Raw genomic sequence first — 16,153 nt, 5'->3', positions numbered from 1 at the left:
CGAGCAGTTCACATGGGAAGTCGTGGCCGGGGAGGGCAGTATCAATGGGCAAACCGGGTTATTCACCGCGCCCTCGACGATTACGCTGCCTTACAGCGTGGTGAAAATCAGTGTTTCCGAAGAGTTTTTCGATCACTTTGGCTACAGCATCATTCACTTGTCCGAGCATGCCCGACAGTCGCAATGGCACGCCCTGGATACCTTCGATTTCGAAGTCAGCACCTATCCTCCAACGGTGTATGCCAATGGCTTGCAACAGGCCAAGGTGATGGTGCGGGTTCAGCCTGCTGGCGATGGAGAGTTGTCGGAGAGTGAAATCGAGAGCATCAAGCTGGTTTCGGCAGAACAGAAAATCCCGTTGCCGGAAGTCGGTGAAGACGGAGTGCCCGAAGGTAATAAATGGTATTACACCGAGTCCGAGAATATCTATGAGCGGTACCCTCATCCCACACTGATTCAGGATGATCCTCCAAAAAGACCGAAGGGTATGGTGGTCAAGGAATTCTTTGTCCAATGCCACAAGGTTGAAGACCTGCGTATTGCCGCGATGTTGCGCAGCGACAACTATGAAACGTTCTATTCCAACCCGGGATCGGAAGGCGATGCGGACCATAGGGTCATCAATCTGCACGCTGTTGAACCGCCGATAGGCGGCACCATCGGAGGGGTGGTCTTAACATTTGGTGAGCCCGGGGGGGATTGGCCGATGCGTGTCGTTGGTGATAAGGACGATGAAAAAGATCTGACCACCCTGGACTACTACTATTTGAAACTACTGATTAACCAAAGACAGGTGCCTATAAAGAACATTCAGTTTGTCGGTAACTCGAGCATGGTGAGATGGGAAACTGACACCACGCTTGAGGATATCCATAGCATTACCGGATATGCCATCGCCGATGACCTGAACGATCAAGGAAAGATAATTCTGCATACCGATGAAATTCTCAAGAGACGCTTGGTCGGTCAACTCAATGCACCAGAGGAAACGGTCAGAGGTAATTTACTGCCAGGTGAAGTGTTGTTCAGTCTGCAGCGGCGTGAATATTGGCGGTATGACGGCTATGCCAAGTCCGATTTTGATAAAGCACTGGATGTTATCGTATTTGACAAATATGGCAACAGACACAGTGTGAAAATCGACTTCGATGGAACTAATCGAAACAAGCTCGCAATAGTTGGGCAACCCTAGATGGGTTACGGTGCGACCTATTAAAGGTCGCCCCGTTTAAATATTCCGCAGCTTCCGGAGAAGCACCATGTCAACCTCAACAACTATCCACTCCAACGCCTTCAACTTCCTGAGCTTCATCCTGAACCAAGTAGACCCGCGAACCGGGCAATACACGTGCGCTATCTCTCTGCCCGAACTCAAGGCCAATGATCTCAACGGCCCGGTCGTACCGCTGCAATTGAACTTCAATCCGCTCAACGCCACCGACAGTGGTTTTGGCAAGGGCTGGAACCTGCAACTTTCGCAATACGATCCGAACCGGCGGATCCTCTCGTTGTACACCGGGGAAACCTTCAAGGCCTACCCCGGGCCCGATGGCATGGAGATCCCGGAGAAGAAGCTCGACTCCTTTCATTTCCACGACCTGGGCAACCAACGCTACCGGGTCGAGCATAAATCCGGGTTGGTGGAGATCCTCCAGGTGGGGCAGGGGCAGTTCGCCATGCCGGTGGAAATGCGCTCGCCCCAAGGCCATGGCGTGACCCTGGAATACACCGCCTTCGGTACCGACCCGTTGCTGAGCAAGGTCCGCAACGCCGACCTCACCGAGTTGATGAGCCTGGAGCGCAGTGGCAACACCCTGAAGGTCAAGCTGCACCCCGGCAGCAAGTACGAGGCGTTGTTCGTACTGAATATCCTGGGTGGCGAGACAAAAAGCATCGTCCTGCCTACCGAGGACCAGGCGTCCTGGCGTTTCGAGTACATCCCGCTGAGCGGTCTGACCTTGCTCAAGGAGGTCCATACCCCCACCGGCGGCCATGAAACGGTCAGCTATTCCGGCTCGCCGCATGCGTTTCCCGGCCTGGGTGACCGGACATTGCCCCGGGTGCATTCGCACACCCGTGATCCGGGATTCGACCAGCCGCCCATCGAAACCCATTACGAGTACGACCGCACCGGCAATAACTTTCTCGGTTACGGCAGCGGCGTGATCTGGAGCGATGATGGCCTGGACAACCTTTATCACGACAACGTGATCAGAAACTACCAGTACGAAACCCGGGAAATTCTTTGGGACGCGGTCGCCGAGAAACCGATACGGACCACCCGCCGGGTATTCAACCGGTTTCATCTGTTGGTGCTCGAAGAAGTCCTGCAAAAGGCCGGTAGCGCCAACGGGGATGACACCTTGCTGGTGACCGAGAACGAATACCACGTCAATCCGCTGGACGACTTCAAGGATCAACCGAACTTTTTCCAACTGCCCAAGCGCGTCACCCAGACCTGGCGCCATGCCGCTGCCACCGTGCCGCGGCGCGAAGAGGTGGTCACCACCACCTATGACGATTTCGGCAACCTGCTGGAGCAGGTCAATGCCAATGGCGTGACTGAAACCAGCAGTTGGTACCTCGCCGGCGGCGAGGATGGCTGTCCGGCCGATCCGCAGGGTTTCGTGCGCAATATCAAAAGCAAGACCATTACCCCGGCGCCCTCGGGTTACGGTGCCGCACCGACTTTGCAGACCCGTTATCGCTACGCCGAATACCCCGGCCTCACGGGCACGCCGCCCTGGTTGGCCTTGAGCGAGGAAAACCTGTTCGAGGGTGATCAGGTTCGGCAACAGAGCGCCTTCACCTACATCAATGCGCCGGACGATGCCTTCGAACACGGGCGCAAGTTGCAGGATAAGGTGACCCTCAACGGCCTGGCGACTACCACCGACTACGTCTACAGCAAGACCCGCAACGCCCGCGCCGATGAAACCGTACTGCACACCGTCAACACCGTGCGGGGTTTTGACGGCGAGGAAAAGACGATTCGCCTGGAGCATTCACTGCTCAATGGCGAGCCGCTGCTCAGCCGCGATGACAACGACGTGGCGATTGCCACCGAATATGACCTGCTCGGTCGGGCGACCAAAGAAACCGTGGCCCCGGACACCCCCTACGAGGCCAGTCGTACCTACAGCTACACCCTGGTCAACGCGGTGGGCCAGCAGGCCCAGCAAAGCGCCATCGACGTCAAGGGGGTCGAGACCATCAGTTGGCTCGACGGGCACAACCGGGTGCTCAAGGAAACCCGTCGCGATGCCGATGGGCTGGGCGGCAATCCGCTGGCGTTCCGCGAGATATACCGGGCGAGCTACAACCAGCTCGAACAAATGACCAGCGAAACCGTGATCGACTGGGAGCGCGGCAAGGACGTCCCGCTCACCAGCCTCTTCAACTATGACGATTGGGGCGAACAGCGCAGTGTGATCCGCCCCGATGGGGTCGAGGAACACGAGGTCACCGACCCCATTCACCGCACCACCACGCAATGGCTCGAGGGCCAGGGCAAGACCGTCACCACCAACAACCTGTTCGACAAGCCCGACAGCGTCAAGCGCATCGACTGCAATGAGCAGCAGATCAGCGAGCATGTGTACCATTACGACGGGCTGGGGCGCACCGCCGAGGAATACGACGCGGCCGGCAACTGGACCCGTTATGAATATGATGCGTTCGACCGGATGACCAAGACGCTGTTGCCGGACAGCACCGAGGTCGAGCGCAAGTATGCGCTCCACAGCAGCGAAGACCTGCCGGTGGAGATCAATGTCAATGGAACGGTGCTCGGTGAGCAGGTCTTCGATGGCCTGGACCGGATGATCAAGTCGATTACCGGCGGGCGCGTAAGCGTCTATACCTTCGATCCGGGGCAACGCCAGCCGAAAAGCGTCAAGCGCCCCAGCGGTTTGGAAACTGCCTATGTCTACCGGCCGGAACTCGGCGAAGACCCGGAGCAGCGGATCGCCGTGGAAAGCACCGCGAACTACAGCTATGACGCGCAAAATGCCCGGCTGCTGAGCACTGAGGAGCAGGATCCGCAAGGCAACACCCATCGGTTGGTCCGCTCATACTTCAGCACCGGCGAAATAAAAAGCGAAAGCCGCGAACAGACCGGCCAGCCAACGCGGGTCATGCACTACGAGTACAGCCGCCAGGCGCGCCTGGTCAGCTACACCGATGTGCTCGAACAGACCCAGTCCTATGAGTACGACGACCATGCCCGGCTGATCGCCACCGAGCTGGGCACCACCCGTTCGACCTTTACCTACGACGATTGGGGGCAGCTCCAGGACATCGAGACCGTCGATGGCGGGCAGACATTGAACACTCATCTGGAGTACGACGATTTTGGTCGGGAGGTGCTGCGCCGTTTCGACTTGGGCGGTGGCGTGGTCCAGACCCTGACCCAGGTGTACGACGAGGTCGACCGGCTGACGCAGCGAACCCTGGTGCAGGGCAGCGAGACCTTGCGCGATGAAACCTACAGCTACGATATGCGTGGACGATTGGTGGAGTACGCCTGCACCGGTAGCCAGGCGCCGGAAGATCCTTACGGCAAGATCATCCGCAGCCAGATGTTCGGCTTTGACGCCCAGGACAACCTGGACTTTGTCGAAACCACGTTCGACGGCGGGAGCAACGCCAGTTACTACGAGTACGGCAATCCGGATGATCCCTGCCAACTGACGGCGATTACCAATACCTTCCAACCGGATTACCCAGCGCGACTGGAGTTCACTTATGACGCCGATGGCAACCTGCTGCAGGATGAAGCTGGGCGCATCCTTGAATACGACAGCCTGGGGCGGCTGATCAGTGTCAGCGCGTTGTCTGGCGAGCCGGCCAGTAGCTATCGCTACGATTCGCTGGATACCTTGAGCGAAAACAGCTCAGCAGGCGCCAATGAGTCACGGTTTTATCGGGACGGGGAACTGGCCAATCAGTTGGTTGGGGTCGAGGGCAGTACGTTTGTACGTGCCGCTGGCATGGTGCTCGCCGAGCAGGCTGAAAGCGGGGGAAAGCCGTTACTGTTGGTCGTGGATGACAAGAACAGCGTACTGCGCGAAGTGAGTGGAGCAGCGGTCAACGATATTGCCTACAGCGCATATGGCCAGGAAAGCGCCGGGCACGCGATGGACACTTCGCTGGGGTTCAATGGCGAGCGGCGCGAGAAACATACTGGGCGTTATTTGCTGGGGAACGGCTATCGGGCTTATAGCCCGGTATTGAGGCGCTTCAATAGTCCGGATAACTTGAGCCCGTTTGAGGAGGGAGGGGTTAATGCGTATGCCTATTGTGAGGGGGATCCGGTTAATAATACTGATCCGAATGGGCACTTCGCGGGATTTGGTGCTCTGTTAGTCATCGCAGGAGGAGGTGCGATGATTTCTTCCTTTTTCGTGAAAGATAAAACCGCTAAAACTGTTTTGCTTGTGGGAGGGGCCGTTCTACTGGCTTTCGGGGCGGTAGGTGTGGGTGTGGGTTTTATTCAAAAAAATAGGGGTGGAACTTCGGGAAGGGAAATTACACGAAAGACGACTAAAAATGATTATCGGCGTGGAGCTATAGAAAGAGACGAAAAGAGCATCGCTCTTGGGAAAGAGTATAGACGGGTTGAAGCTGCCGAAGCTGCCAAGGCTGCCGAAGCTGCCACAGCTGCCAAAGTTGACAGAGCGATGGAAACAGTCTTCAGCACCCCTGCGGCCAGAATTAAAAACCCAGACAGAGCGCTCTCATTTTCTGAATACGGGGCTCAGACCGGTGCAGCGGCACCACGAGGGAGCAGTGCTTCTAACATTTCCACTCGATCAAGTACCGGAGGCGAAATGGGTGACATTCGGCGAGCAGGCAGCGCACCACAACTGAGTGGGGACAATGCGTCGTTGCCGGGTCTATTCGCTCATGTGAAGTTTCGGTTAACACGCAATATGCGCAGGGTGAGATTCGACGCTTGAAGTCACACCAATGAAACCGGAGAACTACGGTACTCCGGTTTCATTGGCGTCTTATTTCCAGCTCGCATACCCAGCTTGAAACGTCATTCCCAATCCTCTGCGAAATATCATCCCTCTCCCGCACCGCTGAAATTTCCCACAACAAATGCCTCCCTCTCCGACATCGACCTGTAAGAGAAATCCTTAAAGTCCGCCCCGCAATTCATCGTGGCTTCAAGCGATACCCGCAAGTCCCGAGTTTGCCCGTTAACGCCTGCTCAAGCCGAATCCAAGGCACAGGGCCGGTCTACGAAATACTTGCGCGCACCGCCGTCCGCACGGGGTTGTGGCGCGAGAAAACTCTACTTTTTCCCTACAGGTTCGATCCTCCATGAAGCAATCCTTTTTGGCACTCCCCCTTGGCCTGATGCTCGGCATGGCCGCCAGTTCGGCCTTTGCCACCACCGGCACCATCAATTTCGAGGGGATGATCACCGACATCACCTGCCCGATCGAGATCATCAACCCGGAAACCGGTGCGCCGGGCAACCTGGTACGTCTGGGCCGGGTTGCCAGCAGCCAGTTCGCGGCCATCGGCGATGAAGCCGGGCACCGTGATTTCGCCATGCGCGTCACCCCAGGCGCCGGTTGCACGGCGCCGACCAACGCCACCGTCAAGTTCACCGGCGTGCACGGTGCCACTGGCGCCGGCAACACCTTGCACGCCCTGCGTTCGGGCACCGGTTATGCCCGTGGTATCGGCCTTGCGATCATGGACAACAAGGGTGCGCTGATCAGCTATGGCGCCGACTCCACCGACTACCCGCTGGATGACACTTCCCCTACCGATATGCGCTTCACCGCGGCTTACAAATCCACCGCAGCGTCGGTGAGCACTGGTGCCGCCCAGGTTGAAGTTGCCTTTATCGTCAACATCACCTGATCTGCATCCCCCGGCGCCAGCCGGGGGACCTCGGTAAGCGCCTGGGTACTCTTGGAGTGCCCAGGCCCAAGGTATCCGTTTTATGTACAGCCTGAGCATCCCCACAGTTTTTTCCAAAGCGATCCGAGCCTGCCTGCTGGTTCTCGCACTGATCGTCCAGATTCCCGCCAGCCAGGCGGCCTTGAGCATCAACGGCACACGCCTGGTGTTCACCAGTGAACAGCGCAGTGCCGCATTGATCGTCAGCAACCCCAGCCAGCAGACCTATGCCGTGCAGACCTGGGTCAATACCGAGAGTGACGACACCACCACCGCCGTGCCGCTTATCGCTTCGCCGCCGTTGTTCCGCCTGGATCCGGGTAAGGAACAGCAGGTGCAGATCAACCGCCTGCCCAACGATCTGCCCGAGGATCGCGAGTCGCTGTTCTTCTTCAATGTCCAGGAAATTCCCCAGGCTGAGAACACGCAATCCAATGTGTTGAATATCGCCCTACGTACGCGAATCAAGGTGTTCCATCGCCCCGCCGGGCTTACGCAGAACCCGACGCTGCGCCTCAAGGACTTGCAATGGTCGATCAGGCAGGTCGAGGGTAAAACGCATTTGTGGGTGGACAATCCGAGCCCGTTCCATGTGTCTTTCCTGCGCATCGAAGTCAAGGGCAATGGCCAGCAAAAGGCCTTCAGCAGCCCGGCCATGGCCTATCCGTTCTCCAGCCAGTCCTACCCGTTGGAAGGGATCAAGCCGGCCGCCGGACTGCAGGTGAGTTTCTCGACCGTGGACGACTATGGCGCGCATGTCAGCTCGGCGCCCATGGCGATCCAACTGCTTCCCTGACACGCCCCCGCACGACTATCGCTGGAAGACCACCATGACCCATGTACTTGCCCGCCGCCGGCCCTTGCGCCAGCGGCTCGCCCCTCTGTTTGTCCTTGGCGGAGCCGTTGGCGGGTTCGACGCCAAGCCCGCATCGGCGACCCAGGCGCTTGAATTCCAGTCCGGCTTCATGCATCAGGGCGGCACCGCCGGCACTCTGGCCCTTGAAGCCTTGACCCAGGGCCAGGCGCTCGTTCCGGGGCGCTATCGGGTGGCTGTCCAGATCAACCGCCATTACATCGGTGAGCGGGAACTGGATTTCAGTCTCGATCCCGACCAGCAAAGCCTCTCGCCTTGTCTGGATGCGGGGCTGCTGGAGCAGCTGGGTGTCAGGCTCGAGAGCCTGGTCTTGCCCCAGGACGCCAAATGTCTGGATCTACGGGCATTGATTGCCGATGCCCGCGTCGAGTTCGACGCCGGCAAGTTGTTGCTGTCGCTCTCGGTGCCGCAGATCGCCATGCGCCGTGACAGGATCGGACAGGTCGATCCCGAGCAGTGGGATGCCGGTATCAACGCGGCGTTCGTCAACTACCAGGTATCCGCCCAGCAAGGCACCAGTCGCTATCGCGGTTCTACCAGCAGCGATGACCTGTACCTCAACAGCGGCCTCAACCTGGGCGCCTGGCGATTGCGCAGCAATCATGCACTGCACCAGAACACCGACGGCCAGCGCGAATGGACCCAGGCTTATACCTATGCTCAGCGCGACCTGCCCGGTACCCGCGCCAACTTGACCCTGGGCAAGACCTTCACTGGCGGCGAGATTTTTCGCAGTGTGCCGATTACCGGGATGGTCGTTGCCTCCGACATGGGCATGCTGCCCGACCTGCAGCAGGGCTACGCGCCGATCATTCGCGGCGTGGCCCAGGCGCGCTCCAAGCTGGAAATCAAGCAGAACGGCTACCCGATCTACTCCACCTATGTCAGCGCCGGCCCCTATGAGATCGACGATCTGAGCACCGCTGGCGGCAGCGGCGAGCTGGAAGTGGTGTTGACCGCCGACGACGGGCAGGCCCAGCGTTTTATCCAACCCTATGCCACCTTGGGTAACTTGCTGCGCGAAGGGGTCTGGCGCTACAGCGCGACCCTGGGGCGTTACTCGGCCGCCAGCGGCCAGGACGATCCCTTGCTCTGGCAGGGCACCCTGGCCCTGGGCAGTGCCTGGAACACCACCTGGTATGGCGGGGTGATGGGCAGTGATTTCTACCGGGCCGGCAACCTGGGCCTGGCCCGGGACTGGGGCGGCCTTGGCGCCCTGGCCTTCGACCTCACCCATTCCAGCGCCGAGTCGGGACGTGGTGAGGGTGTGCAGGGCATGAGCTACGCGCTGAAATACAGCAAGGCCTTCCAGACCAGCACCAGCCTGCGTTTCGCCGGTTATCGCTACTCCACCGAAGGTTATCGGGATTTCGACGAAAGCGTGCGTGAGCGCAACCGCGACGGCAAGTTCGCCGGTAGCCGGCGTAGCCGCCTGGAAGCCGCGGTATTCCAGGACCTGGGGCGAACCAGCTCGGTCAACCTGACCCTCTCGCAAGATGATTACTGGGGCAATAACCCGCAACAGCGCCAGTTCCAGTTCAACCTCAGTACCCAGCACCGCAAGGTCAGCTACAACCTGTTCGCCTCGCAGTCCCTGAGCGATGAACACAACGGCAGTCGTCGACAGGCCGGTTTGAGTATTTCCTTTCCCTTGGACTTCGGTCATTCGAACACCGCGACCCTGGGCTTCCAGGACAATGCCGGTCGCTACAGCCAGACCGCGCGCCTGACCGGCAGCGCCGATCAGAACCGGCTCAGCTATAGCACTGCGCTGAGCAACAGCGACGACAACCAGCGCTCGGCGACCTTGGCCCTCGGTTATCAAGCGCCCTTCGGCAGCGTGGGCGGTGGCTACACCCAGGGCAATGGCTATCGCAGCCTCTCACTGAATGCCAGTGGTGCGCTCCTGCTGCATGGCGATGGCCTTGAATGGGGTCCCTACCTGGGCGAAACCATGGGCTTGGTGGTGGTGCCCGACACCCCGGGCGTCGGCGTACTGAATGCCACCGGCGTGCGCACCAACGCCCAGGGCTACGCCCTGGCCCCGCATCTGCGTCCTTACCGGCAGAACCAGGTGGTGCTGCAAACCGATCAGTTGGATCCGGAGGTAGAGATCGACAACGGCGTGACCCATGTGGTGCCCCGACGCGGCGCCGTGGTCAAGGCCGCCTTTACCGCGCGCAAGGTCAACCGCCTGGTCTTGACGGGCCGCACCCCGGGGGGGCAGCCCTTGCCGTTTGGCGCCCAGGTCAGCGATGCCCGCGGCGAGCGGCTCGGCGTGGTTGGGCAGGCCGGGCAAGTCCTGCTGACCACCACGGCCGAACCACAGACGCTGGATGTGCGCTGGGGCAAGGAGGCCGGACAGCATTGCCAGCTGCAGATCGCGCCGCAAAGCATGGAACAGGCGCAAGGCTATCGGCTTCAGACACTCACCTGCACCGAGCCTTTGGCGCATTAATTTCCTTGCCGGGCGCCGCAACGCTGCGCGCGCCCTGATTCTTCAGGATTCGACAGATGAAATCAGCATCACGAGGATTGGCCGGGGTCGTTGCCTTGATCGCCGCCTGCCAGATCGAGGTGGCTGCGGCTGCCAGTTTTTGCCGTTGGGTTACTTCGGCCAGCAGCATGACTTTCCGCCTCGACGCAGGCAACGTCTATGTGCCGAGGGATGCGGCGGCGGGGCATGTGATCGGCGAGTTCGACCGCAGCTTTTCCATGCCCAGTACCGAAGGCCAGATCATTCACTGCGAAAATGACCTGGGTTCGACGCTAACCTTCAACGCCGTCGCCAGCGCACCGCTATTTCCCGGCACCCTGCCACCGGTCAACGGTGAAGACGTCAACGGTAAGGTGTTCATGACCGGGATCGACGGCATCGGGGCGCGTATCAAGTTGCAGCATCCGTTCGATGGTGTCGCCGCCGATGCCTTCGTTCCGATTACCGAGCCGACCGTTCCCTTCAATGCCTTGCTCAGCGCCGCGGTGCCCAATACCGCACCGCTGCGTATCGACCAGCTTCGCGGCAAGCTCACGCTGATCAAGACCGGGCCCATTGCCCCTGGCCCGCATACCTTCGACAAGGCCTTGTTCGGCACGCGCTTTTCCAATATTGGCAACGGCTTCGACTTCCAGTTGAGCGGCACGGTGCTCCAGGCTCAGTGCGGCGTCTCCAGCGTCAGCGCCAACCCGGTGCCGTTGGGCGACTGGCGCACCTCGGACTTCGGCGCGCCCGACACGGCCACCCCGGCGGTGCCGTTCAATATCACCCTGGGCAACTGCGACGCCGATCCCGGCGACATCAATGTCGCCTGGGCCAATGTTCGCCTGGAAACCACCAACGGCTCGGTGCCGATCCCCGGCGTGGAAGGCGGGTTTACCTTGGGCACCGGTTCGACGGCCAGTGGCGTCGGCATCCAGGTTCTCAAGGCCGACGGGGTGACCCCGGTGGCCCTGCAGCAGGAGGTTCCGCTGGCGGCGATTTCACCGGGGACTACCGTTCTCGACTTGAGTGCGCGTCTCTATCAGACGGACCCACGGGTTGTTGCTGGGGTGGTGAAGGGGGCGTTGAATTTTACGATCAGTTTTCATTGAGGATGAAGCTTCCTGATGCAAGTGGGCTCCCGCAGGCTTGCGCCGTTCACCGAAGTTGGTTCGAAAGGCGCGGGCTTGCTGACGATAGGGCCTATGACCGCACTTGACGTTGTAGATGTTCATGTACGCATGTTGCCATTCTGACGTCGCAGTATCGGTCTACCTGTATGTCGTCTTATGCGTGCATTTTCCAGAGTAGTTATTCGAGCATGTTCGGCTTCAAGAGCTCGGATCTCTTGCTCTTGTTGTAACGCGCGTATGCGCTCCCTCTCCCGTGTTGCGCCAGGCCAATAGTCTTTGCGTTCCTTGGGAGCTGTGCCTGTGAGTTTATTTTGAGTCTTGCGCGGAAGGGCAGTAGGCGGGCTATGCGCGGTGATAGGAGCACTAACTTCAGGGTGGCTCTTAAAGAGTGAGCCATACGGCGATGCTTTTTCAGGATGAACGAAGCTCATCGTGTCACTATTAAAGGCTATTTTTTTCCTCGAATCTGTCAAGTGTGTGCTCGAGCGCCCACCAAACGACACGTATCCCGCACCAAGTCCTGATGCCGCGCTAATAACCAGAAGCGCCGTGCCGACAGCTGGATCCTTTTTCATCACCGCTAGAGCAGCAATGCCACTGATAATAGACGTTGCGGTCAATGCGCCCGTAGGTGTTGCCAAGCGGCCCAAGAGTGCCCCACCCAAGCTGAAGATCGCCAGATGCCCGGTTGGGTCCCGGTAATTAATCGGATCCCCCACGCAATAGGCATACGGATTCAAGCCACCCCGATCAAACGGGCTTGATCTGTCTGGGCTATGAAATCGTCTCAGCACCGGATTATAGGCTCTATAGCCGTTGCCTAGGATGTACCAGCCAGGTTCATACTCTCGAAGTTCTCCGTTGAAACCCAGATGAGTCGAGGGCGGTTCATTCATTGGCCGGTAACCGTAGGCGCAGTAGGCCACTTGCTTGATATCGATCGAGCTGACTTGAGCCAGAATCGATTGGTTCTGATCGGTCGCGAAAAGGATTGCTTGCGGTTTGTTTTCAATGGGCATGGACTGGCTTCCCCGGGGCGCGGCGTGACCGTGTCCAGTATCGGATCTGTGCTGCAAGAACGGTACTAGCAGAACAGATAGGGTGACTGACTTGTGGTTTTAGCTTTTTTTGGTTGCCAGACCTGTTACTTCTTACAGTAGGCAGATCGGCCGGGAAAACCGACACTGACGGTCAGGTTGTTTACCCTACAGGTATCAAGGTCATGTCCAGCCCACGGCTTATTCCGCTGGTCAGATACCACTACGACTCGCTGGATCGTTTGCTCGACTGCGCGCCCGTCGATCAGCCGGTCCAGCAGCGGTTCTATCAAAGAAATCGTTTGGCGAGTGAGATTCACGGGCAGGTCCGCCACTCGTATTTCCAGCAGCCCGATAGCGTGCTTGCGCAACGGCGGCATCACGGTGAAATCGACGAGACAACGTTACTCGCCAGCGATCTTCAGCGCTCAGTGTTGCATGCATTGAACCGCAGTCAGCACCAGGCCATGACCTATGCACCTTATGGGTACCGGCCGACATCGAGCGGGCAGCTCAGTTTGTTGGGGTTTGATGGCGAACGTGCCGATCCGATAACCGGCCACTATTTATTGGGCAACGGTTACAGGGCGTTCAATCCATGGCTAATGCGTTTTAACAGCCCGGATTCGATGAGTCCGTTTGCAAGCGGCGGGTTAAACGCTTATGCGTACTGTGGGGGGGATCCAGTCGGCCGAGTCGACCCCTCGGGGCATGTGTTCAAGATCGCGGCTTCATTGTTGGGGCTCGTGACGGTCGGCCTGTCCGTGGGCGCTGTTTTTACTGATGGGATGACACGTATGACATTGGTCATAGCTGCGTCATTGAACGGTGCTATGGGCGTAGGGTCGCTGTTTGCCGCAGTTCGGCCTCCTCGATATGTTGTTGGGCGCGGCAGGTCCACCGTGATAGGACAGAGGCCGGGTACTCCGATACCGCGTACTGCTTCGGTGGCGTCTCTCCCCCGTTATGATCAGATAGTTAACAACCAGCCCCGGGCCTCGGATGTCGTCAGCCTGAATGACGATGTTCCACTACCCAGTTATGCGGAGGCTATAGCGAAAGAGACGAGTAGAGGAGCACCACCAGAATATGCAGATATTGAAATGTCGGTTCTCCCCGGACGTCTCCCTGGCTCTGCGGCTTCGAACGACGTGCCACCGCCTCCGGAGAATGCGCGAAGGATCCGAAACAATTGATGGGTAACGCTTAAGCAGGGTTCGAGACTGCTACGAACACTGGACAGCTGGCTCGACTGCGCACCCGCCAGAGCGCTTCGATGAGTTTGAACACCCATGTTCGTGCGCCCTGCAGGCGAGCCGATCTTGTCAAATCAGGAAGTCTTTTCAGAATTTGCGTGGACGTAGGGTTTATCAATCAAACCCAGCTCCAACGCCTTGAAGGCCGCAGTCCAACGTGAGCTCACACCGAATTTCCGACGAATGTTGGAAAAGTGATAATTCACACCGGCTTCGCTGCAGTTGACGATCTGGCTGATCTCCCAGGAAGACTTGCCGGCGGCGCTCCACTGCAGGACCTCTGTTTCCTTGCGCGTGAGTTTTACTGCTGCCTGTTGTTGCGAAGGCTCAGGCTGGAAACCGCCTTGGGCAGATGAAGGATGGGGCGCGATGGGGTCGGAGCGATACATGACAAAACTCCCGTATACGATGAATGACGGCGTGGGGAGCGCCAAACCCTGTTTCATACGAACCGGGTGTCGCGAGCGCGTTCAAGTCCCTTGGCCAAAGCTGTCGGTACAGGCTCGTTATAGCGCGGTTTGGAGGCGTTGAAACCTGTAAGAAATAACAGGAGCGAGTGAATGGTTTCTTTGAATCGGCGCGCACTGCGGCGAAAATCTCGATTTAAAAATTGCATTCGCTCTATCCCGGGTATATACACGCACCATGCTTCCTTCCCAATGTCTGTGCATCAACCTGCGTCGTGCCGCCCGTGGCGTCAGCAGGTATTACGACGGCGCCCTCGATGGCTTCGGAATCAACGTTGCCCAGTATTCTTTGCTGAGCAACCTGGCGCGCCTGGACCAGCCGAGCATTTCTTCCCTGGCCGAGGCCATGGGCCTGGACCGCAGCACCCTGGGGCGTAATCTGCGGGTGCTGGAAGGCGAGGGTCTGGTGAGGCTGGCCGAAGGTGAAGACCTGCGTAACCGCATCGTCGAGCTGACCGAAACCGGGCGCGCCCGGTTGGCAGCGGCGTTGCCGGCCTGGGAAGCGGCGCAACAACGATTGATCGATAAGCTGGGCGCCGAGAAGCGCACGGCATTGCTGGCCTTGCTGGACGAACTGGCGTAGAGCCGGTTCGTTCGACTACAAGCGGGTATATACCCGCGAGCGGAGAATAAGAATGACATCGATGTGGCGTACCTGTGGTTGGGTCCTGGTGGGCAGCGCGCTGATCCTGGCGTTGTCCCTGGGCGTGCGACATGGCTTCGGCCTGTTCCTCGCGCCCATGAGTGCCGAGTTCGGCTGGGGCCGTGAGGTATTCGCCTTCGCCATTGCCTTGCAGAACCTGATCTGGGGCCTGGCGCAGCCTTTCACCGGCGCGCTGGCCGACCGCTTCGGTGCGGCGAAAGTGGTGCTGATCGGTGGCGTGCTCTACGCACTCGGCCTGGTGTTCATGGGCATGGCGGATTCGCCTTGGTCGCTGTCGTTGAGTGCGGGCCTGTTGATTGGCATCGGTCTGTCGGGCACGTCGTTCTCGGTGATCCTCGGCGTGGTCGGACGGGCCGTGCCGCCGGAAAAACGCAGCATGGGCATGGGCATCGCCAGTGCCGCCGGTTCCTTCGGCCAGTTCGCCATGCTGCCCGGTACGCTGGGGCTGATCGGCTGGCTCGGTTGGTCCGCGGCGTTGTTGGCGCTGGGGCTGCTGGTGGCGTTGATCGTGCCGCTGGTGAGCATGCTCAAGGATGCACCGTTGCCGGTGGCCGGCCACGAGCAGACCCTGGCCGAGGCCTTGCGCGAGGCGTGCAGCCATTCCGGGTTCTGGCTGCTGGCGGTTGGCTTTTTTGTCTGCGGTTTCCAGGTGGTGTTCATTGGCGTGCATTTGCCGGCGTACCTGGTGGACCAACACCTGCCCGCCAGCGTCGGCACCACCGTGCTGGCCCTGGTCGGGTTGTTCAATATCTTCGGCACCTACACCGCTGGTTGGCTGGGCGGACGCATGTCCAAGCCCCGCCTGTTGACCGGGTTGTACCTGCTGCGGGCCGTGGTGATCGGCTTGTTCCTGTGGCTGCCGGTGACCACCACTACGGCCTATCTGTTCGGCATGGCAATGGGCTTGCTGTGGCTGTCGACCGTGCCGTTGACCAACGGCACGGTAGCGACCCTGTTTGGTGTACGAAATCTGTCGATGCTGGGTGGGATCGTGTTCCTGTTCCACCAGTTGGGCTCGTTCCTCGGTGGTTGGTTGGGCGGGGTGGTGTATGACCGCACCGGCAGCTATGACTTGATCTGGCAGGTATCGATCCTGCTCAGCCTGCTGGCGGCGGCGTTGAACTGGCCGGTGCGTGAACGACCGGTGGCGCGCCTGCAAGTCCAGGTCGGTGCGACATGAGTCGCGTCGGCCCGTGGTTGATCGCTGTCGGCGCCGGCCTGCTGCTGGCGTTCGCCTGGTGGGGCTGGCAGCAGGGCGGGTTGGCCTTGATGCAGTTGGGCATGGGTGCGTGTTGAACAATGGACGGCGGTGGGCGTGGCAG

Annotated in this window: 12 protein-coding genes; 9 read left to right on the top strand and 3 right to left on the bottom strand. The window is 59.4% G+C overall.

Going from position 1 to position 16,153, the window contains the following annotated elements; all coding sequences use genetic code 11:
• From BLP82_RS31280 to BLP82_RS27195, 5 genes are all read left to right on the top strand, one after another.
• Positions 1 to 1,192 (top strand): hypothetical protein (locus tag BLP82_RS31280; protein ID WP_092175723.1); only part of this gene is annotated, 1,192 nt, incomplete at its 5' end.
• Positions 1,193 to 1,259: 67 nt separating this feature from the next.
• Complete coding sequence (locus tag BLP82_RS27210) at positions 1,260 to 5,960, top strand: RHS repeat domain-containing protein (RefSeq protein WP_092175719.1); 4,701 nt, start codon at positions 1,260 to 1,262, stop codon at positions 5,958 to 5,960.
• A gap of 370 nt (positions 5,961 to 6,330) precedes the next feature.
• A complete protein-coding gene (locus tag BLP82_RS27205; protein WP_092175715.1) occupies positions 6,331 to 6,882 on the top strand; it encodes a fimbrial protein in 552 nt (183 codons plus the stop codon).
• 82 nt (positions 6,883 to 6,964) lie between these two features.
• Positions 6,965 to 7,717: a fimbrial biogenesis chaperone gene (locus BLP82_RS27200; protein WP_092175710.1), complete on the top strand. Its 753-nt coding sequence runs from the start codon at positions 6,965 to 6,967 to the stop codon at positions 7,715 to 7,717.
• A gap of 34 nt (positions 7,718 to 7,751) precedes the next feature.
• Positions 7,752 to 10,253 carry a fimbria/pilus outer membrane usher protein gene (locus tag BLP82_RS27195; protein ID WP_092175707.1) on the top strand — a complete coding sequence of 834 codons (2,502 nt, stop codon included), beginning with the start codon at positions 7,752 to 7,754 and terminating at the stop codon, positions 10,251 to 10,253.
• Here the strand turns inward: BLP82_RS27195 and BLP82_RS31275 are convergent.
• A complete protein-coding gene (locus BLP82_RS31275) occupies positions 10,225 to 10,422 on the bottom strand; it encodes a hypothetical protein (protein WP_170842388.1) in 198 nt (65 codons plus the stop codon). The genes BLP82_RS27195 and BLP82_RS31275 overlap by 29 nt on opposite strands.
• Here BLP82_RS31275 and BLP82_RS27190 point away from each other — a divergent pair.
• The gene (locus BLP82_RS27190) at positions 10,421 to 11,386 is read left to right on the top strand and encodes a fimbrial protein (RefSeq protein ID WP_170842387.1); all 966 of its coding nucleotides are present in this window, start codon (positions 10,421 to 10,423) and stop codon (positions 11,384 to 11,386) included. The two genes, BLP82_RS31275 and BLP82_RS27190, sit on opposite strands and share 2 nt — an antisense overlap.
• A 119-nt stretch (positions 11,387 to 11,505) precedes the next feature.
• Here BLP82_RS27190 and BLP82_RS27185 read toward each other — a convergent pair whose 3' ends face one another.
• Positions 11,506 to 12,426 (bottom strand): RHS repeat-associated core domain-containing protein, encoded by a 921-nt coding sequence (locus BLP82_RS27185; RefSeq protein ID WP_092175700.1) that lies wholly within the window; start codon positions 12,424 to 12,426, stop codon positions 11,506 to 11,508.
• 203 nt (positions 12,427 to 12,629) lie between these two features.
• On the opposite strand from BLP82_RS27185, the gene BLP82_RS27180 reads away from it, so the two are divergent.
• Positions 12,630 to 13,640 (top strand): RHS repeat-associated core domain-containing protein, encoded by a 1,011-nt coding sequence (locus BLP82_RS27180; RefSeq protein ID WP_092175697.1) that lies wholly within the window; start codon positions 12,630 to 12,632, stop codon positions 13,638 to 13,640.
• 134 nt (positions 13,641 to 13,774) lie between these two features.
• Here the strand turns inward: BLP82_RS27180 and BLP82_RS27175 are convergent, their stop codons facing one another.
• Positions 13,775 to 14,089 carry a helix-turn-helix transcriptional regulator gene (locus tag BLP82_RS27175; RefSeq protein WP_092175694.1) on the bottom strand — a complete coding sequence of 105 codons (315 nt, stop codon included), beginning with the start codon at positions 14,087 to 14,089 and terminating at the stop codon, positions 13,775 to 13,777.
• A gap of 256 nt (positions 14,090 to 14,345) precedes the next feature.
• Here BLP82_RS27175 and BLP82_RS27170 point away from each other — a divergent pair, with 256 nt between their 5' ends.
• Positions 14,346 to 14,750: a MarR family winged helix-turn-helix transcriptional regulator gene (locus tag BLP82_RS27170; RefSeq protein ID WP_092175691.1), complete on the top strand. Its 405-nt coding sequence runs from the start codon at positions 14,346 to 14,348 to the stop codon at positions 14,748 to 14,750.
• Between the two features lie 52 nt (positions 14,751 to 14,802).
• On the top strand, positions 14,803 to 16,011 hold the full coding sequence (locus tag BLP82_RS27165; RefSeq protein ID WP_092175687.1) for an MFS transporter: 1,209 nt from the start codon (positions 14,803 to 14,805) through the stop codon (positions 16,009 to 16,011).
• Positions 16,012 to 16,153: the final 142 nt, after the last annotated feature.

Origin of the sequence: Pseudomonas sp. NFACC37-1 (genome assembly GCF_900101575.1) — a bacterium.
Taxonomy (GTDB): Bacteria; Pseudomonadota; Gammaproteobacteria; order Pseudomonadales; family Pseudomonadaceae; genus Aquipseudomonas; species Aquipseudomonas fluorescens_AA.
This window is presented reverse-complemented; position numbering and strand designations above follow the sequence as displayed.